Below are 24,163 nucleotides of genomic sequence, written 5' to 3' on the forward strand. Positions count from 1 at the left end.
AACACATTTAAAGAAATATGTTTTCTTTTTACGTTGAAAGTGTTATATTATTCACGAATTAGTAGGAATGTTGTACATCAGATGTCTGATCTCTATGTTATGGTGGTGATACTAAATGACTATTAAAGCGGATCATCGTCATCTATACTTACAAGTTATTGATCGTTTAAAATCAGATATAGATAAAGGGATTTATTGTGAAAACGAAAAATTACCTTCTGAATTTGAACTTTCAAAAACACTCGGAGTAAGTCGTGCAACGCTTCGTGAAGCACTTCGACTGTTAGAAGAAGAAAATATCATAGTCCGTCGTCATGGGGTAGGAACATTTGTAAATCCAAAGCCGGTATTTTCATCAGGCATTGAGCAATTATCGAGTGTATCATCTATGATAGAAAACGCTGGGATGAAGCCTGGCACAATTTTTATTAGTGCAAAGGAAGAAACGGCTACGGAAGATGATGTGGAACGCTTCCAAACGGACATTGATGACAATGTTATCACGATTGAACGTGTAAGGACGGCAGACAATGAGCCAGTTGTCTACTGTGTAGACAAAGTACCGGCAAGTTTACTGCCAAAAGAATTTATAAGTGATCAAAATGTTTCAATTTTTTCGGCATTAGAGCAAACTGGTGCCATCCGTGTCGCATATGCGGTGACCTATATTGATCCTGTAGGCTTCCATGATGAAGTATCACCCATATTAAAATGCGGACCGGAAACATCTTTACTTGTATTGAAACAGCTACACTATGACGAAAGTGATCGTGTAGTGCTTTATTCAAAAAATTATTTCAGAGCTGACAAATTTAGTTTCCATGTAGTACGAAAACGGGTGTAGAACAATAATTTCTATTATTTAATTCCTGCTAATATCAATTACCTTTGAGGGGGACTCATTAATGAAAAAGCGTAAATTTGGTTTATTAATTTCATCTGTAGTAGCAACTGGAGCAATCTTGGCTGCATGTGGTACCGACGAAGAAAAAACGGATTCAAAAGACACTTCAAACAACAACACTGGTTCTGAAACAAACACAGGTTCTGACGAAGATTTTTCTATCGCAATGGTAACTGATGTTGGTGGCGTTGATGATAAATCATTCAACCAATCAGCTTGGGAAGGTGTTCAACAGTTCGGTGCTGACAACGGCTTAACTAAAGGTGACGGTGGTTTCGATTACTTACAATCACAATCAGATGCTGACTACAACACAAACTTAAACAACTTATTACGCCGTGACTTCGATTTAGTATTCGGTGTTGGTTATATGATGGCTGACGCAATTGGAGAAATCGCAAATGATAACCCAGATGCAATGTTAGCATTAATCGACTCTGCTGATGTTACTGCATCAAACATTGCAAATATCCTTTTCAAAGAGCAAGAAGGAGCATTCTTAGCGGGTGTTGTTGCTGCTTCAATGTCTGAGTCTGGTAAAATCGGTTTCGTTGGTGGCGTAGATATTCCAGTAATTAACCGCTTCCACGCTGGTTTCGTAGAAGGTGCAGAAGCAGTTAACCCGGATATCGAAATTCAAGTGAACTACACAGGTGCATTTGATGATGCTTCTAAAGGTAAAATCGCTGCAAACTCTATGTTCTCTTCAGGTGTAGATATTATTTTCCACGCTGCTGGTGGTACAGGTAACGGTGTATTCTCAGAAGCAAAAGAACGTAAAGCAAAAGACAAAGATGCTAACGTATGGGTAATCGGTGTTGACGCTGACCAATACGCAGAAGGACAAGTAGATGATTCAACAAACATCACTTTAACTTCTATGTTAAAAGGTGTTAACTCTGCTGTAATTGATATCGCAACTAAAGCGAAAAATGGTGAGTTCCCAGGTGGTACAACAACTGTTTACGGTTTAGCTGAAGATGGGGTTGGCTTAGCAGATTCTCGTGGCGCAATTCCACAAGAGGTAATGGATAAAGTAGAAGAATATAAAGAAAAAATTGCTTCAGGTGAAATTACAGTTTCTGAAGAAAAACCAAAACAATAATATAAACTTTTACGGAGTAATCATCATGGGGGTTTATTCCCCCATGATGATTTTCTACTGTATACAATAATTTTAAATATTCTGCAAAGTGTAATCTCTATTACCAGAAATTTCATAATTGCAGAAATTGTGAAAATGTAAGCGTTCTATTTCAATATAATATTGAAAAGGATATAATTGTTAACACGTCGAATGGTATAATTGGAACAAAAGATTGGAATAAAAGTTAATAGATGAAAGATTTTGTAAAAAAATCTTTCATGTGTTAATTTTAATAAAATTTTTTAAATATAAATAAGCCTAAGGGAGTGAGTCTTGTGGAATACGTGATTGAAATGCTAGGAATCCGGAAAGAATTCGGGAGTTTCGTAGCGAACAATAATATCACCCTCCAATTAAAAAAAGGCGAAATTCATGCACTACTCGGTGAAAATGGTGCAGGTAAGTCGACTTTAATGAATGTGCTTTTCGGTCTTTATCAACCTGAAGCAGGTGAAATAAAAGTACGTGGGGAATCGGTAAAAATTACTGATCCAAACAAAGCAAACGATTTAGGAATCGGAATGGTACATCAACACTTTATGCTTGTTGAGAACTTTACGGTAACCGAAAATATTATTCTAGGTAGTGAGCCTACAAAACTAGGCGCTATTAATATTAAAGATGCGGCAAAAGATATTGCAGCTTTATCAAAGAAATATAATTTGGATGTGGATCCATACGCAAAGATTGAGGACATTTCTGTAGGGATGCAGCAGCGTGTAGAAATTTTAAAAACTTTATACCGCGGTGCAGAAATCCTGATTTTTGATGAACCGACAGCTTCGTTAACACCACAGGAAATAACGGAATTGATTGCGATCTTAAAGCTTCTGATTAAAGAAGGTAAATCGATTATTATTATTACACATAAATTAAAAGAAATTATGGAAGTATCTGACCGTGTAACGATTATTCGTAAAGGTGAAGGGATTGGAACAGTTATTACTGCTGAAACAAACCCGGATCAGCTTGCGGAATTAATGGTTGGCCGTCAAGTCGAGTTCAAAACCGAAAAAGGGGAAGCTCATCCTACAGAAGAGGTTCTTAGTATAGAAAATCTAGTCGTAGCCGATTACCGTAATATTGATAAGGTAAAAGGGTTGAACTTATCAGTACGACGCGGTGAAATTGTCGGGATTGCCGGTATTGACGGAAATGGTCAATCTGAACTAATCGAAGCAATTACAGGATTGCGCAAAATTAAAAGCGGTAAAGTTACTTTAAACGGCAAAGATATTACAGGTCTAAAGCCTCGTGATATTACGGAAACAGGTCTTGGACATATTCCGCAAGACCGTCATAAGCACGGACTAGTATTGGATTTCCCAATTGGGCATAATATCGCGCTTCAAACTTACTATAAGTCGCCAATTTCGAAAGGCTTCATTATGGACTACCGTAAAATTAATGAAAAAGCTCGTCAAGTCATTGAAGAGTTTGATGTTCGTACAGGTCAAGGTGAAATGACGCCTGCACGAGCACTTTCAGGTGGTAACCAGCAAAAAGCAATTATTGGACGCGAAGTAGACCGTGATCCGGATCTGCTAATTGCGGCACTTCCTACACGTGGACTGGACGTAGGGGCAATTGAATTTATTCACTCGCGCTTAATTGAACAGCGTGATAAAGGGAAAGCCGTATTATTAGTTTCCTTTGAATTGGACGAAGTAATGAACGTTTCAGATCGTATTGCGGTAATTTACGATGGAACGATTGTTGATACTGTTTACCCGAAAGAAACTTCTGAACAGGAACTTGGCTTATTAATGGCCGGTGAAAAGCGTAAAGCAAAAGCCATCAAGGAGGGGAACGAATAATGTCAAATCGCGTTGTGAATATACTCGTTCCATTAATCTCAGTAGTTTTAGGTATACTAGTTGGTGGTATTATCATGGTTGTCAGTGGATATAACGCCATTGATGGGTATATCGCTCTATGGAATGGTATTTTTGGAGATGCCTATTCAATTGGTAATACAATTCGCCAAATCACACCATATATTTTATCAGGTCTTGCAGTAGCATTTGCATTCCGTACAGGTTTATTTAACATCGGGGTTGAAGGCCAGTTGCTAATGGGTTGGCTTGCTGCTGCCTATGTAGGTTATGCAATTGAAGGACTACCACGAATCATCCACTTGCCATTGGCGTTACTTGCAGCAGCTGCAGCAGGTGCTTTCTGGGCATTTATCGTAGGTTTCCTAAAAGCAAAACTTCATGTACACGAAGTAATTGCTTCCATTATGTTAAACTACACAGCATTATATTTAACAAATGCTGCCATTAAATCATTATCTGACGGTGGCTTTAAAACACCGACAGTTGTAGAATCTGCAACATTACGTAATCAGTGGCTACGTGAAATTACTGATAACTCAAGTTTGCACTTAGGAATTTTCGTTGCCATTTTAATGGTCGTAGTAATGTGGTTCATCTTGGAAAAAACAACTCGTGGTTATGAGTTGAAATCAGTTGGTTTCAATAAAAATGCTGCTGAATATGCAGGTATGAATGTAAACCGCAATATCATTTTAGCTATGACAATTTCAGGTGTATTTGCTGGTTTAGGTGGGGCAATGGAAGCGTTAGGTACATATCAAAACGCATCGATTAAAGCTGCCGCATCAGGAATTGGATTTGACGGGATTGCCGTTGCATTACTTGGTGCAAACAATCCAATCGGGGTATTCTTCGGTGCCTCTCTATTCGGTTCCCTAAAATACGGCGCTTTAAACATGCCAAACGAAGCTGGAATTCCGGAAGAAATTGTATCGATCATTATCGCGGTTATTATTTTATTCGTAGCATCAGGCTATATTCTGCGTGTTGGTTTAGAGAAATTTGGAAAGAAAAAGGAGGGCAAGTAACATGAGCTTTTTAGAAGTGTTATACTTTATCGTCCCTTCCGCTCTTTTATACGCAACACCGCTTATTTTAACAGGTATCGGGGCTCTATTCTCGGAGCGTGCTGGGGTAATTGGTCTTGGTGTTGAAGGGTTAATGATTGTCGGTGCATTTACAGGTATTTATGTAAACTTAGAATACTATGCTGACTTTGGGAAAAATGTCATTTGGCTCTCTTTATTAGCTGCATTATTGGCAGGAGCAATTTTCTCGCTAATTATTGCGGTTGCTGCAGTAACGTTCCGTGCAGACCAAACTGTAACAGGTGTAGCAGCGAATATGCTTGCTGCGGCGATAACAGTATTCTTAGTAAAATTAATTTATGGTAAAGGTCAAACAGATATGGTTTCTGCACCATTACAACGTTTTGAAATACCATTTTTATCAGATATACCGTTTTTGGGACCGTTACTGTTCCAAAATGTATACTCCACAACGATTATTGCATTGGTTGTTGCGGTAGGCGCATGGTTTGTTCTTTACAAAATGCCATTCGGTTTACGTATTCGTTCTGTTGGAGAACATCCAATGGCTGCGGATACAATGGGTATTAACGTAGCAAAAATGCGTTATATCGGCGTAATGATTTCCGGCGCATTAGCAGGTGTTGGTGGTGCATCATTAGCGATGACAGCATCTGGTGATTTCTCTGGTTCGACAGTAGCAGGACAAGGTTTCATTGCGATTGCCGCGATGATATTCGGGAAATGGCATCCACTAGGTACATTAGGCGCTGCGCTGTTCTTCGGATTAGCACAAACGTTAAGTATCGGTGGCGGTAACATTCCTATTATTCAGGATATTCCATCCGTTATTCTGCAAGTTTTACCGTATGTACTGACAATTTTAGCGTTGGCAGGATTCATCGGTAAAGCAGTCGCTCCAAAAGCATCAGGAGTTCCTTATATTAAAGGAAAACGATAAATTTTAATAACTGTCTGTACAAAGTAACATTTGTGCAGGCGGTTTTTTTGTGGATTAAGTGCACGGATAGAAATCAAATTTAAAAATTTAAAACAGCTAATACTTTTTGTTCATATTTGTCACGATTTAGGGAACACTTAGTATGTATAATAACTTTGCATAAATGAAGGCAACACATGTATAGTAGAGAAGAAGCAATTTTATCCATATTCAAGAGGTAGTCAGGAGGAGTTTTTTTGTTTTTAAAGACAGAAATTGCGAAAGGTGTTTCGCTTCATATACGACAAACCGCTCAATTTAAGACGGTGAACTTTTCAATCAAGTGGAGAGCGCCATTAAATGAAGAAACAGCGGCAGAGCGTACAGTATTATCAAATGTACTACAGCACAGTAACGAGAAATTTCCAACAGCGGCTAGTTACCGCAGCTATTTAGATGACCTTTTTGGGACGGTATTGTATTTTGATACGACAAAGCGCGGTCAAGAGCATACGGTACTATTAAATGTCGAAACGGTTAATGACCAGTACTTATCGCATGGCAATGTATTAAATGAGGTAATTAGCCTTATTCAGGAAGCCATCTTTAAGCCGAATTTTGAGAACGGTGTATTTAAAGAGTCGATTGTAAAACGTGAAAAAGAAATGGTCATCCAACGTATCCAATCGATTTTTGATGACAAATCGCGCTATGCACAAAAACGATTAACAGAAATTATGCGTCCAAATAGCGCAGCGTCTATTTCTGCGAACGGAACAATTGAAACGGTAAAAGCAATTACACCACAATCACTTACAAAAACATATGAAGAGATGATCGCAAATGATGTGATCGATATTTATGTTGTCGGTGATATTAATGTTCAAGAAATGACGGAGCAGTTAAAAGCAGCTTTCCCATTTGCTGACCGGAATGTACCACAACCGACTAAAGAAGATACGACTTCAACAAAAGTTGAACCTTATACAAAAGAAACACAGGAAATGAAGCAAGGGAAATTGCATATCGGCTACTCGACACCAGTGCGATTCGGAGATGAAGATTTCCCGAAAATGCAAATTTTCAACGGCATCTTCGGCGGCTATGCGCATTCGAAATTATTTATGAATGTACGTGAAAAAGAAAGTTTAGCTTATTATGCCTCAAGCTCTTATGCCTCACACTACGGATTATTATTTGTCGTTTCAGGTATTGAGCCGGCAAATGAAGAAAAGGCGCGCAAATTAATTGAAGAACAGTTAAAAGCGATGCAAAACGGTGAAATTTCTGATTTAGAATTGGCACAAACGAAGGCAATGCTTATTAACCAGTTAAAAGAAGCATTAGATTCACCTCGTGGGCAAATTGAAATTTTTGACCAGTACAAAACTTTAGACGAGCCGTTTACATTAGATACGTGGACATTGCGCTGGCAATCTGTCACAAAAGAAGATGTGCAGAAAATGGCGCAGCAAATCGAATTGCAAGCAACGTATTTCTTATGCGGTAAGGGGGAGTAATCCATGGAGACAATTGAATTCCAGCAACTAGATGAAACATTATACTATAAGCAACTAAATAATGGATTAGACGTATATATTTTGCCGAAAAAAGGTTTTTCTAAAACATTTGTTACGTTTACGACTAAATATGGTTCGGTTGACCGTACTTTTGTTCCGCTTGGAGAGACTGAGCCGATTACCGTTCCGGATGGGATCGCCCACTTTTTGGAGCATAAAATGTTCGAAAAGGAAGATGGAGACGTATTTCAAAAGTTCAGTGAAGTAGGCGCACAGGCAAATGCTTTTACATCGTTTACAAGAACGGCTTATTTATTCTCGGCAACAGATCATATATACAAAAGCACTGAGACATTACTGAATTTCGTTCAAGAACCTTATTTCACTGAGGATACGGTTAATAAGGAAAAAGGGATTATCGGTCAGGAAATTACGATGTATGATGATCAGCCAGATTGGCGTTTATATTTTGGTGCAATTGAAAATATGTATCATAATCATCCTGTGAAAATTGATATCGCCGGTACGATTGAATCAATTGATGGTATTACGGCGGAGCATTTATATACATGCTACAACACATTTTATCATCCATCGAATATGCTGCTGTTCGTTATCGGGGCAGTAGATCCTGTTGAAATGATGGCATTTATTGAAGACAATCAAAGTAAAAAGACATTCCCGGAACCGACTGATATTAAACGACTATTTGATGAAGAGCCTACAGATGTTGCAACATCAGAACGCGTTCTTCACATGGATGTTCAAAAGCCAAAAGTTTATGTGGGATTAAAGGCTAAACAAGTCGATCTTAGCGGCGAAGAAATGCTCAAGCATGAACTTGCTGTACAAATCGCCGTAGAATGCTTATTCGGGCGCGCTTCTTCGTTTTATACTGATGTCTATGAAGATGGCTTGATCGATGAGTCGTATGGATATGATTTTACATTGGAAAGCGGCTTTGGCTTTGCGTTAATTGGATCGGATACAGAACAGCCGGAGCAGCTTGTTAACTTGATTAAAGAGAAACTGGCACAGGCTGAAGGTGAGAACTTATTCACGACGGAAGATGTAGAGCGAATTAAACGCAAAAAAATTGGTTTCTTCCTACGCGCACTAAATTCAATCGAGTTTATTGCCAACCAGTTTACACGCTATAAATTTAATGATATGAACTTATTTGATGTTGTGCCGGTACTTGAAACGATTACAGTAGAAGATATTGCAAAAGCATTTGAAACGATTCAAGGTGAGAATCAACAAACAGTGTTTACAATTTTACCGATTAGTGAGCGCGATAAAAAATGAAGAAATTTGCATTAGTGTGCGGTGCATCCGGTGCGATTGGGCAAGCAATTTGTCGGCAATTGGCACAGGATGGCTGGTCACTCTATCTGCATTACCATACTGGGCATACTGTCATTGACGGTATGCTCCGTACTTTTAACGAAAAGTACCCGAATCAGGAGTTTATGCCAGTAAAAGCAGATTTCAGCAGTGACACCGGGGCCGAACAAATTGCGGCACAAATTTTTTCATTGCAAGCAATAGTATTTGCAAATGGTCATGCGTTTTATGACTTATTGGAAAATACACCTGCACAGGAAATGACGAAGCTATGGCATGTCCACGTTCAAAATCCAATGCGTACAACAGCGTTACTGGCAAGTAAACTGCGTGCCAATAAAGTCAGTTATGTGCTTGTCATCGGCTCTATATGGGGCGATGTCGGTGCTGCCGGGGAAGTTGCCTATTCCGCTGTGAAAGGTGCCCAGCATAGTTTCGTTAAAGCCTATGCTCAGGAAGTTGCGTATAATGGCATTCGCGTTAATGCGATTGCTCCAGGCATTATTGATACGAATATGAATGCAAAGTTCAGCACCGAAGAGCGAGCTGAAATTGAAAGTCAAATTCCTTTGCAAACATTTGGAGAAGTACGTGATATTGCAAATATGGCGGCCTTTTATTTAAGCGGTCAGGCAGATTATGTAACCGGACAAATAATTCGGATTAATGGCGGATGGTACATATAATTTCCCGATACTTGCACATACTATTTGTGCGAGAGGAGGGGAAAAACATATGGGAATTTTACAAAACTGGGAGCAATGGACAAGCTTTTTAGGTAAACAAGTATCTGACGCAAAAGATAGCGGCATGCCTACGAAAATGATTGAGAAGGCAGCAGTTCAGATTGGTGAGTATCTTGCGAAAAACGTTGACCCACAAAATGAGCAAGAGCGTGTATTATCAGATTTATGGTCAGTTGCTGAGAAAGATGAAAAGCAAGCAATTGCCAGCTGTATCATGAAACTTGTTCAAAATAAACCAACACATTAATTGAATTTTGAAAAAGATGTCACTCACAAAATCTGTGAGCGGCATTTTTTTCAGCCTTTAAATTTTTGCAAGAGGTTTTTCTAAAATAATTTCAAGAAATCTAAGAAAAACGTGGGTTTCTAACTTTTCAATAGGTACAAAATCCGCTATGATGGAACTTATAAGAAATAAAAACGTTTCTATTACGAGGGGACAGATAAAAAATGGGCGAATGGTATTTTGAATACGAAATTCAAGTGAATCGACCAGGTTTATTAGGCGATATCGCTTCGCTACTAGGGATGCTTCGTGTTAATATTGTCTCGATTAACGGTGTGGATGAAGGGCATCGCGGTATGTTGCTGTCTACAGAAAACGAAGATTCAATTCAACGGTTTATTTCAATCGTTTCCACAATGGAAAATATTAATGTGACCAGATTTCGTGAACCAAAGTTGCGGGACCGGCTGGCAGTTCGCCATGGGTATTATATTCCAAGGGATGCCGATGAAAGGAATACATTCCGATTTGTCCGGGATGAATTAGGAATTTTAGTTGATTTTATGGCGGAATTATTTAAGAAGGATGGTCATAAATTAATTGGGATTCGTGGAATGCCTCGTGTAGGAAAGACAGAGTCAATTGTTGCTGCAAGTGTCTGTGCCAATAAGAGATGGATTTTTATTTCTTCTACAATGATTAAACAAACTGTCCGTAATGCTTTAATGGGTGATGAGTTTAATGGGAATAATATATTTATTTTAGATGGTGCTGTGACGCGTCGTACAACTGACGAACGACACCAGCAATTAGTTCGAGAAATCATGGGAATGCCGACGATTAAAGTAATTGAACATCCAGATCTTTTCGTACAGCATTCATCATATAAAATAGAAGATTTCGATTACATTATTGAATTACGTCACGATCCGGACGAAGAAATTACTTATGAAATTATTGAAAAGAATAATATGTTATCAAGTACGGATCATTTTGGAGGGTTTGAATTTTAGAAAAATAGAATTCATTTTATGATGAATTAATTAGTTCAATATATTAAAAGTAGGTGTTTTTTTTGACAGAACTAGGAGCTCGCTTGAAAGAAGCGAGATTAGCTAGAGGCTATAGTTTAGAAGATTTACAAAATATCACGAAGATTCAAAAGCGGTATTTAATTGGAATAGAAGAAGGCAATTATGCGATTATGCCGGGTTCATTTTATGTACGAGCTTTTATTAAGCAGTATGCAGAAGCTGTTGGATTGGATGCGGATGAAGTTTTAACCGAGTATCGCAAGGATATTCCGGAGATGCAGAAAGAAGAGGTAGCACAATCTTTCACACAAAGTCCAAGCCGCCGTTCAATGAAGGCTACATCGAGTAATAAAATGATGGAAACAATGCCTAAAATCATCGTAGCGTTATTTGCCATTGTTATTATCATCGTCATTACAACACTTTATATGAAAAAAATAGGTAGTGTGCCAGATATAGTAGAAGAAGAGAATAAACCGATTGAATATGAACAAAATCCAAGCTCAACACCGAGTAAACCTGTAGAAGATACAGAGGAAAACAACGAAGAAGATGAAGAACCAGTAGAAGAACCGGTTGAAGAAGAACCTGAACCTGCCCAAACAATTAGCTCAGGTGTTGTTTCTGGAGAAGATACAACATTTGAAGTGTCTGGAACAGATACATTGAATGTTCGTGTTGAAGTGTCAGGCGAAACTTGGGTTGGCATTCGTAACGAACAACGCCAAGAGCAGATTCCTGCACGTGTATACAAAGCAGGGGAAATTGCTGAAAACGATTCGACGGCAGATGGATATGCAAGAATTCGTTTAGGAAATTCAAAAGTGGCTAAAGTATATGTAAATGATGTAGAATTAACATATGCACAAGATCGTATGACGCAAAATGTCATATTAAAATTAGTGAATGAACAACAAGGAGAGTAGTCATCTATTAAGATGGCTCTTTTCTTTCGATGAAAGGTGTTAACAAATGAACATTCCAAATAAGATAACAGTCTCCCGCATTTTATTAATCCCAGTATTTGTGATTGTAATGATGTTTGATTTCGGTTGGGGGAATATGACGCTGTTTGGCGCGGAAATGCAAGTGAACTATTTTGTAGGCGCACTGATTTTTATTTTCGCTTCAGCAACGGATTGGGTAGATGGCTATTATGCCCGTAAATATAATTTAGTGACGAATTTTGGGAAGTTTTTGGACCCGCTTGCAGATAAACTGCTCGTTTCAGCTGCTTTTATATTATTGGTGGAAATCGAATTAGCGCCTGCCTGGATTGTCATTATCATCATTTCGCGTGAGTTTGCAGTAACAGGCTTACGACTGATTTTGGCCGGTCAAGGTGAAGTGGTGGCCGCAAATCAGCTCGGTAAAATTAAAACTTGGGCCCAAATTGTCGCAATCTCCGCATTGATTTTACACAACACAATTTTTACTTTAGTTGGCATACCATTTGATATGATTATGCTCTATGTTGCCCTTATCTTTACAGTATGGTCCGGATGGGATTATTTCTACATTAACCGTCGTGTACTGTTGGATTCGAAATAAAATAAATAAATTTCAAAAAACTAGGTTAGATTTTCTTTATGGATAGGAATAGTAGTATTATGAATCCATTAAGATAAAACAAATTCCCGTACGTTTGTACGAGAGGATGTTTTTCTAATCTAGTTTTTCTTTATATAAGGGGGTCTTTGAATGAATGCAGAAATTATTGCGGTAGGGTCGGAATTGTTATTGGGGCAAATTGCCAATACGAATGCAAAGTTTATTTCAAGTCAGCTATCTGAACTTGGGATTAATGTTTATTATCATACCGTTGTAGGGGACAATGAGGCGCGGCTTCTCGAGGCGATCCGTATTGCAGAACAGCGTGCAGACCTAATTATTTTCTCCGGCGGGTTAGGACCGACAAAGGATGATTTAACGAAAGAAACAATTGCAAAGCATTTAGATCGAAATTTAGTATTTGACGAGACGGCACTCTATGCGATTGAAGAGTTCTTTTCGAAACAAAAACGTCCTATGACAGAAAACAACCGGAAACAGGCGCTTGTATTGGAAGGTTGTGATGTGCTGCTAAATCAGCATGGCATGGCACCGGGTATGTTTTTATCCGAAAGTGACCGCATTTATATTTTGCTACCAGGACCGCCTAAAGAGCTTGAGCCAATGTTCCAATACGAAACGAAGCCGAAGTTAGCGGCACTTTTACATGATGGTGGCGTTATTTTATCGCATGTACTGCGTTTTTATGGCATTGGGGAAGCAGAACTGGAAGATCGTATCGAGAATATATTGGATGAACAAACAAATCCAACTGTTGCACCGCTTGCTTCAGATGGGGAAGTAACACTGCGAATTACAGCGAAAGCGCAAAATGAACAGCAGGCATTCCGCTTAATTGAATTAAAGAAACGTGAAATTTTGGATATCGTCGGAGAGTATTTTTACGGGGTTAATGATGAATCACTAGGCTTTAATCTTGTCCAAATGCTATTGGAAAATGAATTAACGATTTCTGCCGCAGAAAGTTTAACTGCCGGTCTGTTCCAATCAGAGCTGGCGGAAGTTCCTGGTGTCGCTTCTGCATTAATTGGCGGCGTTGTAACGTATACAAAGGAAACAAAAATAGAACAGCTCGGTATTTCCGCTGATCTTATCGAAGAATATGGCATTGTGAGCAGTGACTGTGCCGCTGCAATGGCTATGAAAGTTCGAGAAAAATTTCATACAGATATCGGTATTGGGTTAACGGGCGCAGCAGGACCAGGCAGTCATGACGGTCTACCTGCAGGAGCCATTTGGGTAGGAATTAGTATCGGCGATCATGAGCCTTTCACATATCGTTTGCAGCTAACAGGGTCCCGAAACACGAACCGGATTCGAGCTGTTAAATTTACATTCAGCTATTTAATGAGGGAACTGGCTAATCTGGGTTACAAAAAGCTAATCTAGTTTAAGTTTTAGTGGAAAAATGTAGATTTGGAAGCGGAAAATAAGGCATTCAGAAGGTTTCTAAGAAAAAGCGAAAATATGTTCGCTTTTTTCTTGAATGTTATCTCATTAGCAAGTATAATAGAGACATAAGTTAAATAAAGCTTTTTTCTTAAGGAGGAAATAGTTTGAGCGATCGTAAAGCAGCGTTAGACATGGCGTTAAAACAAATAGAAAAACAATTCGGTAAAGGTTCTGTTATGAAGTTAGGTGAAAATTCCAACCGACATATGGAGACAACTTCATCAGGCTCTATCGCAATTGATGCAGCATTAGGTATAGGCGGCTACCCACGTGGACGTATTGTAGAAGTATACGGACCAGAATCATCTGGTAAAACAACAGTTACATTACATGCCATCGCAGAAATACAGGCTAACGGCGGTACAGCAGCATTTATCGATGCTGAGCACGCACTTGACCCGGTATATGCACAAAAATTAGGTGTTAATATAGATGAGTTACTATTATCACAGCCGGATACAGGTGAACAAGCACTTGAAATCGCGGAAGCATTAGTACGTTCTGGTGCGATTGATATTATCGTAATCGACTCTGTAGCAGCATTAGTACCAAAAGCAGAGATTGAAGGCGAAATGGGTGACTCGCATATGGGTCTTCAAGCGCGTTTAATGTCTCAGGCATTACGTAAATTATCAGGTGTTATTAACAAATCAAATACGCTTGCGATTTTCATCAACCAAGTTCGTGAAAAAATCGGAGTTATGTTCGGTAACCCGGAAACAACAACAGGTGGACGTGCCCTTAAATTCTACTCTTCTATCCGTTTAGAAGTACGTCGCGGTGAAGCGATTAAGCAAGGTACAGAAATTATCGGTAACAAAACGAAAATCAAAGTTGTAAAAAATAAAGTAGCACCACCATTCCGTACAGCGGAAGTTGATATTATGTACGGTGAAGGGATTTCAAAAGAAGGCGAAATCGTCGACATCGGTGCAGAACTGGATATTATCCAAAAGAGCGGTTCATGGTATTCATATAATAATGAACGAATTGGCCAAGGCCGTGAAAACGTAAAACAATTCTTAAAAGAAAACCCTGCAATTAAAGAGGATGTAACAGAAAAAATCCGTCAACATTTCGGAATCGGCGAGCTTGGCTATACAATCGGTGCCAATGACACAGCAGAAGAAGAAATCGATGAGCTGGAATTATTCGAAGAAGAAAAATAATATTTGTGAACCCAAGCGAGTGCCTTCGCTTGGGTTTTTGTTTTTTGTTGGGGGTGTGCATGGGAGGGGCGGTTTTATGACTTTGTTTAGTTAAGTGAGAAGTGCCTGTGAATTTATTTAGATTAACTTTGCTTTGCGTGATATTTGAAAACGGGCCTGACTTCGCTCATTTTGATTAATAGTGTTAGGAGAAACCGGTGGGGAATGTAGCTGGAAATTTTTATTAGAACGGTCGTTCGCTTTATTCGAAAATCTCCAACTGATATTAGAAAATCAGATGGGAATATTAGAAAATGGGGAACACTTATTAGCAAAGGTTTGGGATATATTAGAAAATCGGAAGTTTATTAGCACAAATAAAAATATATTAGAACTTTTAAAGAGTTATTAGAAAAACCTGCCAACAGCCAGTCGCCGTGTGCCACCGCAATAAACAAGTACTTTCCACCTCGACGCGGCATGCTCTGAAACAACCAATTCCAAGAATATAAAAAGCCCTTTAACCATGGCTATTCTTGACATACCTAATTATGAACTATACAATTAAAATGTATAATTTCTAAATTTTGAAATGAAATAGGCAATATGTTTGAAAATTCGAAAACATATATAGCCGACTAGAAGAACATCAGACATATCAGCTTAGGAGGGATTAGTATTATGGAAATGATTCTCCCTGCTTTGCTAGGATTCGCTGTCGGTGTTGCTGTTATCTATTTTTACATGAAAAACGTGAATGAATCAAAAGTGACTGGTGCAAAGCATGTAGCTGAGCAAATCGTAGAAGATGCGAAACGTGAAGCAGATGCTCTGAAAAAGGAAGCACTACTTGAAGCAAAGGATGAAACTCACAAATTTCGTTCTGAAGCAGAAAACGACATTCGAGACCGTCGTGGCGAGCTTCAGAAACAAGAGAACCGTTTATTGCAAAGAGAAGAAAATCTTGACCGCAAAGATGATGCTCTGAATAAAAGAGAGACGAGCCTAGAGCGTAAAGAAGAAGCTCTGGCAAGCAGACAACAGCATATTGAACAGATGGAAAGCAAAGTAGAAGAACTTGTTGCAAGTCAAAAAACAGAGCTTGAGCGTATTGCGGCTCTGACACGTGAAGAAGCAAAAGAGGTCATTTTAAATGAAGTTGAAAATGAACTTTCAACGGATATTGCAGTCATGACAAAAGAAGCGGAAACACGTGCGAAAGAAGATTCAGACAAAAAAGCTCGCGAAATATTATCACTTGCACTACAACGCTTTGCAGCTGACCATGTTGCAGAAACAACAGTGTCCGTTGTAAATTTACCAAATGATGAGATGAAAGGTCGCATCATTGGTCGTGAAGGTCGTAACATTCGAACACTGGAAACGCTAACTGGTATTGATTTAATTATTGATGATACACCTGAAGCAGTTATTCTATCCGGCTTTGATCCGATCCGCCGTGAAACAGCACGTCTTGCACTGGAAAAACTAGTTCAAGATGGTCGTATTCACCCGGCACGTATTGAAGAAATGGTTGAAAAATCTCGCCGTGAAGTGGATGAACAAATCCGCGAAACAGGGGAACAAACAACATTTGAAGTAGGTATTCATAACCTGCATCCGGATTTAATGAAAATCCTTGGTCGTATGAAATACCGTACAAGTTATGGTCAAAATGTATTGAAACACTCAATCGAAGTAGCCCACTTAGCAGGATTACTTGCTGCTGAATTAGGCGAAGATGTGACTTTAGCGCGTCGTGCAGGTTTACTGCATGATATCGGGAAAGCAATTGACCACGAAGTTGAAGGAAGCCACGTTGAAATTGGTGTGGAACTGGCAACGAAGTATAAAGAGCACCCAGTTGTTATTAACTCAATTGCTTCTCACCATGGTGATACAGAAGCTACTTCAGTCATTGCGGTACTTGTAGCAGCAGCCGATGCATTATCAGCAGCTCGCCCGGGTGCACGTAGTGAAACGCTTGAAAACTATATTCGCCGCCTTGAAAAGCTGGAGGAAATTTCTGAAAGCTATGATGGCGTTGAAAAATCATTTGCGATTCAAGCAGGCCGCGAAGTGCGTATTATCGTCCAACCTGAAAAGATTGATGATCTTGCATCACATCGTTTAGCGCGTGATATTCGCAAACGTATTGAAGAAGAACTCGATTATCCGGGGCATATTAAAGTAACGGTTATCCGCGAAACACGTTCCGTAGAGTACGCGAAGTAATCGAATTATAAAAAAATTCAAATCCGATAACTAAGGATAGAATAAAAGACATCAATTTTTCTCTAATAGGGGGGGATTTGATGTCTTTTTATTTTTGGTGGGAAGTACTATCCACCTTATTTAATTCCAGATTCCAAATTTGAATTTTTCGTCTATAACTACCATTTGTTAATCATTTATTAAACGAGTGGAAATTTCCTTTTAATTAAAGTTGTTGCTTTGTCACAAATAGGTTTTTATTTATAGGAAATCAAACTTTCACCTCTATCGTACTATTTTTTAATCTTAGAATAGTATTTTTTTGTTATAAACTATCCAATCATCAATTTTAATTACTATTTTTATAAAAATAATATTATATGAATATATTAATTATTATGAAGAAAAGAAAAATTTTTTTAAAGAAAATTGTGGAAATATTTCCACCTTTAAAGCCTCTATGCTATAATCGGCATATCTTGATAAAAAATGGAGGTTTTGAAATGAAAAAACAAACATACAAAAAAATGTTCAACGTAGCTTTAACTACTACGTTAGCAGCCGGTGCAGTAGTAGCGGTAGCTCCACAAGCAGATGCAGCATTAAGTTTCAAAGATGTAAAAGAAACAAATACTCACTATGCTAATATTATGAACTTAGCTGAACGCGGAATTATTAAAGGTTACGAGGATGGTACTTTCCGTCCGGGAGATTCTATCAAACGCGGTAACGCAGCACATATTATTGCATCAATCATCGGTTTAGATACTACAAATGTTACAAACCCTAACTTCAAAGACATTTCTACGAAAAACTCAAATTACGGTGCTATTGCAGCATTAGCTAATGCAGGCATCATTAATGGATTTGAAGATGGTACATACCGTGCCAATGATAATCTTACACGCGGACAAATGGCTAAAATCATTGCAAATGCATTTAAATTAACTTCGAACGGTGAACCACTTCCATTTACCGATATTCAAAATTCACAATATAAAGAAAATATTGCAGCGTTATTTTCAAATAACGTAACAACTGGTGTAACAGCTACAACATTCGACGCAAGATCAAATGTAACACGTGGACAGTTATCGTCATTTGTTGTACGTGCTGAAAAAGCATCAGCTACACCAGAACCAACACCAACGCCGACACCGACGCCAACGCCAACGCCAACACCAGAACCAGGAATTCCGGTACAACCGATTCCACAGGTAGAGAAGGATGCGTTTGAAGCTAATTTAATTCAAAAATTAGAGAAAATTGATATTCCTCATGTTGAGATTGCAGCAACTACTGAAGGGGTGGCAATAACTACATCGACAAACCTAAAAAAGTCCGAGCTAGCTGGGCTTTCAGATGATATTATGGAAAACTTCAAGGGTCTAGGAACAACAGCATTATTAAAATCTGTAACTATTAATAAGGAATATATTAATGCAGAAGAATTGGAAAATAAAAGTGGAGTTGCTCTTAATCTAGCGCTTGCAATGGGTATTCCTTTAGAAGCAGCAGCTGCAGTTGCTGACTTAGACGCTGACGCAAAAATTTGGAGTGCAGGAGGATTAACTGGATCATCATATTCAGGTTCTATTACTTTAAACTACAAAGATGGAACATGGAAAACAGTAAAAGTTGAATTAGTAAAAGGTCAATAAAATAAACAATAAATTCCCTAGAGCAAACTGTTCTAGGGAATTTCATTGAAACTAACTTTTTGGTTTATAAATCAAAAAAAAGGGGTATTAAGGAAGCGGTAACCTTTTTTAAATAGATCAAAAAACTGCAAAGGAGCCAATTATTGATGAAAAAGCTGAAGTATATATTAATTGCTCTAGCAGTGATTGTATTAGGTATTGGCGGATATATTTTATATGAATTGAATTTCAAGTCCTATGATACAGCAGATCCGGAAGTAGATACTTTAGTAGACGAAACATATAATGTCGAGCTGCCGGATGGAACAGTGATTGTTGTCGATAAAGAAGGAAATATTATCGAAAATAAAACAACTGATTCAAATAATGGTGCGACGACTGCTTCAGCCCAAACTTCAGGTTCAGGTGAAACGGATTCCGATTCTACACAAAATAATGAAGAAGAAACGGGAGCTGACTCAACGAATAGTGGAAATAATTCCACGTCAAATTCGAATTCCAGCCAATCTGGAGAATCTACTAACTCGAACACGGGTACGACAAAAAACAACAACTTGAATACAAATACCAATTCAAACGCAAACACTAAGCCAAGCTCGAATACCCCAGCTGAAAAAGTTACAGTTGCGACGATTAAAGCGAAATATGAGGGTACATTTAAGAGTCTTGAAAATCAATCACGAGCTCGTATGAATTCGTTAATTAGTAAGGCAGCAAATGAATATGCGACAAAAAAGAGCAATGGTGAATCGATTAGTTACGGATATTTCTATAAAAAATATATGGGTGCTGCTAAAGGAATCGAATCCGCGACTGATTCAACGGTGAATGTGGTCGTTGGTTTAGTGGAAAAAGATTTGCAAAAAAACGGTTTTGATAAATCCTATGCTCAAAGCTTTGCGAAAGAGTACAATGCGATGAAAGAATCTTTGCGGTCTGAAATGATGGACAAAGCACTTAGTTTCCGGTAGCACAAAGGTTTGCAGTACGTATAACGTCATGCAAACCTTTTATTCTGAAAGTCTGAAAGATTACAATTCTATTTCAGTAGATGTTTTTTTTTACAATTGTGTAAAAAATACTAAATTTATCAAATTTTTATTAGTTTTATGGTAAAACTATGTAATAATGGTATCGACTCATATATAATATGAGTAGTTTATTTAAAGGAGAGTACACTTTTGGAAGAAACAATTAGCTTACAAGATATTTTTAAAACATTAAAAAAGCGGGCTGCTCTCATTCTATCACTTACTGTTATCGCAGTAATTATTGCAGCAATTGTTAGCTTTTTCGTACTGACACCGATTTACCAGGCGAACAATCAAGTTTTGGTCAATCAAAAAAAAGAAGATATTACCCAACAAATGACATCAGCGGATATTCAGTCCAATCTGCAATTAATTAATACATATAACGAAATTATTAAAAGTCCTGCTATTTTATCAATTGTAATTGAAAATTTGGACTTGCCATTAACTACAGGACAGCTTGCTTCGAAGATTACCGTATCTAATGCGAATAACTCCCAGGTATTAAATGTAAGTGTACAGGATGAAAACTATAATGTGGCGGCAGATATGGCAAACCAAGTTGTGGAAGTTTTTAAAGAAGAAGTTCCAAAACTAATGAATATCGACAATGTCAACATATTGGCTGCTGCACAATATTCGGACAATCCAACACCGATTAAGCCGAACAAAATGCTAAATATAGCAATTGCCCTTGTTATCGGTTTAATGATCGGTATTGGTTTAGCCTTTTTACTTGAATATCTCGATACGACAGTAAAAACAGAGCAAGATATCGAAGAAATTATAGGTTTGCCAGTTATTGGTATTATTAGTATAATAAATCCAGAAGAAATGCGTAAAGAGCAAGCGGGAAGAGCTTCAAGAAGCCGTGGACAGAAAAGAATCGTGGATGAAAGAAAAGTGAGGGTGTGAAACTATGTTCAAAAAATTTAAACGCAAAAAATCACAGCCAACTACATTAGCAAGAAAACTCATTACCGAATCAAATCCTAAATCAATCGTATCAGAGCAATTTAAAACGGTACGTACAAATATTAACTTCTCAATGCCGGACAAAGATTTAAAAACGCTTGTTGTTACTTCATCAACACCGGGAGAGGGGAAGTCAACAAATGCTTCCAATATAGCAGTTGTATACGCACAATCAAGTAAAAAGGTATTGCTCGTTGATGGGGATATGCGTAAACCGACAACCCATCATACATTTGGCATGAGAAATGTCAACGGATTATCAACAGTTTTAATACGCCAGCATACGGTTGAAGAAGTTGTACATGAAACGCATATCGAAGGGCTTTCAATAATAACGAGCGGTCCGATTCCGCCAAACCCTGCCGAACTGATTGCCTCCAAAACGATGGATCAATTTATTGAAACAGTTAAAGGCAAATACGATTTGGTCATTTTTGATGCACCGCCTGTCTTATCAGTAACGGATGCTCAAATTCTATCAAATAAATGTGAAGGTACGATTCTTGTTATTAATTCAGGGAAAGCAGAAAAGGAAAATGTCATAAAAGCGAAAGATATGCTGATCGCTTCTAAGGCAAATATTATCGGAGCAGTATTGAATAATTATGCAATTGACAAAAATCATTACTATTATCAATACTACGGGGCTGTAGAGTAAGTGACATAGCCCCTCGAATTTTAAAAAAGAAGAGGGGCAATACAATGATAGACATACATAGTCATATTTTATTTGGGGTCGATGATGGGCCAAGTGATTTATATGAAACACTCGAAATGCTGCAGCAAGCATCAAATGAAGGAATTACAGAAATTATTGCAACTTCACATAGTTTTCATCCACAATACAATGTTTCAGCTAAACAAGTAATCGAACAGATTACAGTCCTCCAAGAACAGGTGGAAATAAACAAGATTCCATTGAAAATTCATGCAGGGCAAGAAATTCGTTTGGTAGAAAACATAGTCACACTCGTAGAGGAAAAGGAAGCTTTGACTCTCGCAAACTCCAATTATTTGCTGCTGGAATTGCCATCCAGTACAGTTCCGAAATATACAAGAGAAATTGTTATTAATCTTCAGGCAAATGGAATAATCCCAATTATTGCTCATCCAGAGCGCAATAAAGCAATCGCGGAACGACCGAGTAAGCTGGAAGAGCTTGTGAGGGAAGGGGCGATGGCGCAAATTACCGCGGGAAGTCTTGCGGGACACTTCGGGAAAAACATTCAAAAACTATCACTCGATTTAGTGAAAGCCAATTTAGTACATACATATGGCTCAGATGTTCATAACTTAACAACCCGCCCATCTCTGTTTGATGCTGGGCTTACATATTTGGAAAAAAAGAAACAATTAGACGCAGTGGATCTGCTTTTAGAAAATAATGCGAGGATAATAGAAAATAGGAATTTTCTATTATATGAACCACAGGAAATAAGTTCTAAAAAATGGTGGTCTATTTTCTGAAAATATAGCATATAGAAAGGTTCTGGGAAACATGAACTATCGTAGAAGGTACGCAGTATTTTTTATGCTCGATTCGATCATTGTATTAACTGCCATTTATATTAGTTACTGGCTGCTGCATCCGACAGTTAATGTGTATACAAATAAAACATTATTTATCAGTGCTATTACGTTATTAATTGCCCATCATATTGTCGCTAATGTTTATAAGCTGTACAGCCGGATTTGGGCAGTTGCATCGATTAAAGAGCTGATCATTATCGGAGTTGCTGTAACAATTTCCGTAGTGATAGCGATGATTATGCAGCAGCTAATTAATGGAGATATTTATGTCCGCGTACTGACAATTACGTGGCTGCTCCATATTATTATGATCGGCGGTTCCCGCTTTTTATTAAGACTTTTACATGAAAAAAGAAAAATAAAATTTGATGGTGAAGCAATTCGTGTGTTAATCGTAGGCGCAGGACAAGCGGGAACGATTCTGGCACGTAATATTAGCCGAAATGAGTATTCCGAATATAAAATTGTAGGCTATGTTGATGATGACCCAAATAAAAAACATTTAACACTCATGGATTACCGTGTCCTTGGTACGACAAAAGAAATAAAAAAAATTGTGGAGAACAAAGGTGTCCAAGAAATTATTCTAGCGGTCCCATCTCTTCCTAAAAGTGAAATGAAAGCATTATTCGAGCGCTGTTCAACTACAAGTGCAAACGTAAAAATTATGCCGAAAATTGAGGATGTACTTACAGGTAAAGTAACAGTAAACGATATGCAGGAAGTGAATATCGGAGACCTGCTCGGCCGTGATGAAGTCAAACTCGATATGCTTGCTATTTCGGAGGGGATTACCGATAAAGTTATTTTAGTAACCGGTGCCGGTGGTTCAATTGGCTCGGAAATTTGTCGACAGGTGATGAAGTTCCAGCCGAAAAAATTATTATTACTCGGCCATGGTGAAAACTCAATTTATTTAATTCACATGGAGCTGACGGAACAATATAAAGATTTAGATATTGAAATACTTCCGGTTATCGCAGATGTACAAGACCGTGAACGTATTTTTGAAGTAATCCAGACGTATAAACCGGATGCCATCTATCATGCGGCAGCACATAAGCATGTACCACTAATGGAAGCTAATCCATTAGAAGCGGTGAAAAATAATGTTTTCGGTACTAAAAATGTTGCGGATGCTGCACATAAAGCCGGTGTCGGCCGCTTTGTACTGGTCTCAACAGACAAAGCAGTCAACCCGCCAAATGTAATGGGTTCAACAAAACGAATTGCGGAAATGATTGTTCAAAACTTGGCTCCACAAAGTAAGACGACATTTGCTGCCGTAAGGTTCGGGAATGTATTAGGCTCACGAGGCTCAGTAGTTCCAAGGTTTAAAGCACAGATTGCTGCAGGCGGTCCTGTCACAGTAACCGATCCGAATATGACAAGGTATTTCATGACTATTCCGGAGGCGAGCCGATTAGTATTACAGGCAGGGGCACTGGCACGCGGGGGAGAAGTTTTCGTTCTTGATATGGGTGAACCGGTATACATTACAGACTTGGCGAAAAACCTGATTCGTTTATCTGGCTATCAGGAAGACGAAATCGGTATTGAATATTCAGGGATTCGACCTGGTGAGAAAATGTATGAAGAGCTTTTAAGCCCAAATGAAATTCAGGAAGAGCATGTTTATCCGAAAATTCATGTCGGGAAAGCAAACTGCATGTCAGCAAATCAATTGGAAATGTTTTTAGCAGAGCTTGAACAGCAGGAGAATCCAAAATTAAAAGAAAAAGTGATTGCTGTAGCGAATGGCCGTTGGGAAGTTATTGATTTACATGCAGATGTAGCGGCTACTGAGTAAGTTGTTTCTTTCTTTGTGAAGTATTTATTAATAGTAGAGA

21 protein-coding genes are annotated in these 24,163 nt (G+C 38.3%); all 21 read left to right on the forward strand.

Translation table 11 applies throughout. The annotated features are described in order from the left end of the window. Nucleotides 1-115: 115 nt before the first annotated feature. Nucleotides 116-844, forward strand: coding sequence for a GntR family transcriptional regulator (locus tag NYE67_RS05295; RefSeq protein ID WP_336045873.1), 729 nt, complete (start codon nucleotides 116-118; stop codon nucleotides 842-844). Nucleotides 845-905: 61 nt separating this feature from the next. Continuing rightward, nucleotides 906-2,009: a BMP family lipoprotein gene (locus NYE67_RS05300; protein ID WP_340727262.1), complete on the forward strand. Its 1,104-nt coding sequence runs from the start codon at nucleotides 906-908 to the stop codon at nucleotides 2,007-2,009. 317 nt (nucleotides 2,010-2,326) lie between these two features. Then, nucleotides 2,327-3,868: an ABC transporter ATP-binding protein gene (locus NYE67_RS05305; RefSeq protein WP_340729383.1), complete on the forward strand. Its 1,542-nt coding sequence runs from the start codon at nucleotides 2,327-2,329 to the stop codon at nucleotides 3,866-3,868. Continuing rightward, nucleotides 3,868-4,917, forward strand: a complete 1,050-nt coding sequence (locus NYE67_RS05310; protein WP_340727264.1) for an ABC transporter permease — start codon at nucleotides 3,868-3,870, stop codon at nucleotides 4,915-4,917. The genes NYE67_RS05305 and NYE67_RS05310 overlap by 1 nt, the downstream gene beginning before the upstream one ends. 1 nt (nucleotide 4,918) lies before the next feature. Next, a complete protein-coding gene (locus NYE67_RS05315; protein WP_340727265.1) occupies nucleotides 4,919-5,878 on the forward strand; it encodes an ABC transporter permease in 960 nt (319 codons plus the stop codon). Between the two features lie 236 nt (nucleotides 5,879-6,114). Further along, entirely contained in the window at nucleotides 6,115-7,377 is a 1,263-nt protein-coding gene (yfmF, locus tag NYE67_RS05320) for an EF-P 5-aminopentanol modification-associated protein YfmF (RefSeq protein WP_340729384.1), read from the forward strand. A gap of 3 nt (nucleotides 7,378-7,380) precedes the next feature. Next, nucleotides 7,381-8,685 (forward strand): EF-P 5-aminopentanol modification-associated protein YfmH, encoded by a 1,305-nt coding sequence (gene yfmH, locus NYE67_RS05325; RefSeq protein ID WP_340729385.1) that lies wholly within the window; start codon nucleotides 7,381-7,383, stop codon nucleotides 8,683-8,685. Further along, nucleotides 8,682-9,410, forward strand: a complete 729-nt coding sequence (gene ymfI, locus NYE67_RS05330) for an elongation factor P 5-aminopentanone reductase (protein ID WP_340727268.1) — start codon at nucleotides 8,682-8,684, stop codon at nucleotides 9,408-9,410. The genes yfmH and ymfI overlap by 4 nt, the downstream gene beginning before the upstream one ends. A 49-nt stretch (nucleotides 9,411-9,459) precedes the next feature. After that, complete coding sequence (locus NYE67_RS05335; RefSeq protein WP_340729386.1) at nucleotides 9,460-9,717, forward strand: DUF3243 domain-containing protein; 258 nt, start codon at nucleotides 9,460-9,462, stop codon at nucleotides 9,715-9,717. A 203-nt stretch (nucleotides 9,718-9,920) separates the two neighbouring features. Continuing rightward, nucleotides 9,921-10,709: a DUF3388 domain-containing protein gene (locus NYE67_RS05340; protein ID WP_340727269.1), complete on the forward strand. Its 789-nt coding sequence runs from the start codon at nucleotides 9,921-9,923 to the stop codon at nucleotides 10,707-10,709. A gap of 53 nt (nucleotides 10,710-10,762) precedes the next feature. Then, nucleotides 10,763-11,656, forward strand: a complete 894-nt coding sequence (locus NYE67_RS05345) for a helix-turn-helix domain-containing protein (protein WP_340729387.1) — start codon at nucleotides 10,763-10,765, stop codon at nucleotides 11,654-11,656. Between the two features lie 46 nt (nucleotides 11,657-11,702). Then, the gene (gene pgsA, locus NYE67_RS05350; protein ID WP_339215569.1) at nucleotides 11,703-12,281 is read left to right on the forward strand and encodes a CDP-diacylglycerol--glycerol-3-phosphate 3-phosphatidyltransferase; all 579 of its coding nucleotides are present in this window, start codon (nucleotides 11,703-11,705) and stop codon (nucleotides 12,279-12,281) included. Nucleotides 12,282-12,431: 150 nt separating this feature from the next. Continuing rightward, a complete protein-coding gene (locus NYE67_RS05355) occupies nucleotides 12,432-13,691 on the forward strand; it encodes a competence/damage-inducible protein A (RefSeq protein ID WP_340729388.1) in 1,260 nt (419 codons plus the stop codon). Nucleotides 13,692-13,858: 167 nt separating this feature from the next. Beyond that, a complete protein-coding gene (gene recA / locus NYE67_RS05360; RefSeq protein WP_191698338.1) occupies nucleotides 13,859-14,923 on the forward strand; it encodes a recombinase RecA in 1,065 nt (354 codons plus the stop codon). 660 nt (nucleotides 14,924-15,583) lie between these two features. Beyond that, nucleotides 15,584-17,137: a ribonuclease Y gene (gene rny, locus NYE67_RS05365; protein WP_340729389.1), complete on the forward strand. Its 1,554-nt coding sequence runs from the start codon at nucleotides 15,584-15,586 to the stop codon at nucleotides 17,135-17,137. 482 nt (nucleotides 17,138-17,619) lie between these two features. After that, entirely contained in the window at nucleotides 17,620-18,777 is a 1,158-nt protein-coding gene (locus NYE67_RS05370) for an S-layer homology domain-containing protein (RefSeq protein WP_340729390.1), read from the forward strand. A 146-nt stretch (nucleotides 18,778-18,923) separates the two neighbouring features. Continuing rightward, the gene (locus NYE67_RS05375; RefSeq protein WP_340729391.1) at nucleotides 18,924-19,748 is read left to right on the forward strand and encodes a hypothetical protein; all 825 of its coding nucleotides are present in this window, start codon (nucleotides 18,924-18,926) and stop codon (nucleotides 19,746-19,748) included. 210 nt (nucleotides 19,749-19,958) lie between these two features. Further along, nucleotides 19,959-20,723 (forward strand): YveK family protein, encoded by a 765-nt coding sequence (locus NYE67_RS05380; protein WP_340729392.1) that lies wholly within the window; start codon nucleotides 19,959-19,961, stop codon nucleotides 20,721-20,723. A 4-nt stretch (nucleotides 20,724-20,727) separates the two neighbouring features. Continuing rightward, nucleotides 20,728-21,441 carry a CpsD/CapB family tyrosine-protein kinase gene (locus NYE67_RS05385; RefSeq protein ID WP_340729393.1) on the forward strand — a complete coding sequence of 238 codons (714 nt, stop codon included), beginning with the start codon at nucleotides 20,728-20,730 and terminating at the stop codon, nucleotides 21,439-21,441. A gap of 44 nt (nucleotides 21,442-21,485) precedes the next feature. Further along, nucleotides 21,486-22,250, forward strand: coding sequence for a tyrosine-protein phosphatase (locus NYE67_RS05390; protein ID WP_340729394.1), 765 nt, complete (start codon nucleotides 21,486-21,488; stop codon nucleotides 22,248-22,250). A gap of 31 nt (nucleotides 22,251-22,281) precedes the next feature. Further along, nucleotides 22,282-24,123 carry a polysaccharide biosynthesis protein gene (locus NYE67_RS05395; RefSeq protein ID WP_340729395.1) on the forward strand — a complete coding sequence of 614 codons (1,842 nt, stop codon included), beginning with the start codon at nucleotides 22,282-22,284 and terminating at the stop codon, nucleotides 24,121-24,123. The last annotated feature ends 40 nt before the right edge of the window (nucleotides 24,124-24,163 follow it).

The organism is Solibacillus sp. FSL W8-0474 (assembly GCF_038004065.1).
Classification (GTDB): domain Bacteria; phylum Bacillota; class Bacilli; order Bacillales_A; family Planococcaceae; genus Solibacillus; species Solibacillus faecavium.

Coding starts and splice junctions, on each gene's coding strand:
- NYE67_RS05295 (WP_336045873.1), top strand. CDS start 116: ATGACTATTAAAGCGGATCATCGTCATCTATACTTACAAGTTATTGAT.
- NYE67_RS05300 (WP_340727262.1), top strand. CDS start 906: ATGAAAAAGCGTAAATTTGGTTTATTAATTTCATCTGTAGTAGCAACT.
- NYE67_RS05310 (WP_340727264.1), top strand. CDS start 3,868: ATGTCAAATCGCGTTGTGAATATACTCGTTCCATTAATCTCAGTAGTT.
- NYE67_RS05315 (WP_340727265.1), top strand. CDS start 4,919: ATGAGCTTTTTAGAAGTGTTATACTTTATCGTCCCTTCCGCTCTTTTA.
- yfmH (WP_340729385.1), top strand. CDS start 7,381: ATGGAGACAATTGAATTCCAGCAACTAGATGAAACATTATACTATAAG.
- ymfI (WP_340727268.1), top strand. CDS start 8,682: ATGAAGAAATTTGCATTAGTGTGCGGTGCATCCGGTGCGATTGGGCAA.
- NYE67_RS05335 (WP_340729386.1), top strand. CDS start 9,460: ATGGGAATTTTACAAAACTGGGAGCAATGGACAAGCTTTTTAGGTAAA.
- NYE67_RS05340 (WP_340727269.1), top strand. CDS start 9,921: ATGGGCGAATGGTATTTTGAATACGAAATTCAAGTGAATCGACCAGGT.
- pgsA (WP_339215569.1), top strand. CDS start 11,703: ATGAACATTCCAAATAAGATAACAGTCTCCCGCATTTTATTAATCCCA.
- NYE67_RS05355 (WP_340729388.1), top strand. CDS start 12,432: ATGAATGCAGAAATTATTGCGGTAGGGTCGGAATTGTTATTGGGGCAA.
- rny (WP_340729389.1), top strand. CDS start 15,584: ATGGAAATGATTCTCCCTGCTTTGCTAGGATTCGCTGTCGGTGTTGCT.
- NYE67_RS05370 (WP_340729390.1), top strand. CDS start 17,620: ATGAAAAAACAAACATACAAAAAAATGTTCAACGTAGCTTTAACTACT.
- NYE67_RS05375 (WP_340729391.1), top strand. CDS start 18,924: ATGAAAAAGCTGAAGTATATATTAATTGCTCTAGCAGTGATTGTATTA.
- NYE67_RS05385 (WP_340729393.1), top strand. CDS start 20,728: ATGTTCAAAAAATTTAAACGCAAAAAATCACAGCCAACTACATTAGCA.
- NYE67_RS05390 (WP_340729394.1), top strand. CDS start 21,486: ATGATAGACATACATAGTCATATTTTATTTGGGGTCGATGATGGGCCA.
- NYE67_RS05395 (WP_340729395.1), top strand. CDS start 22,282: ATGAACTATCGTAGAAGGTACGCAGTATTTTTTATGCTCGATTCGATC.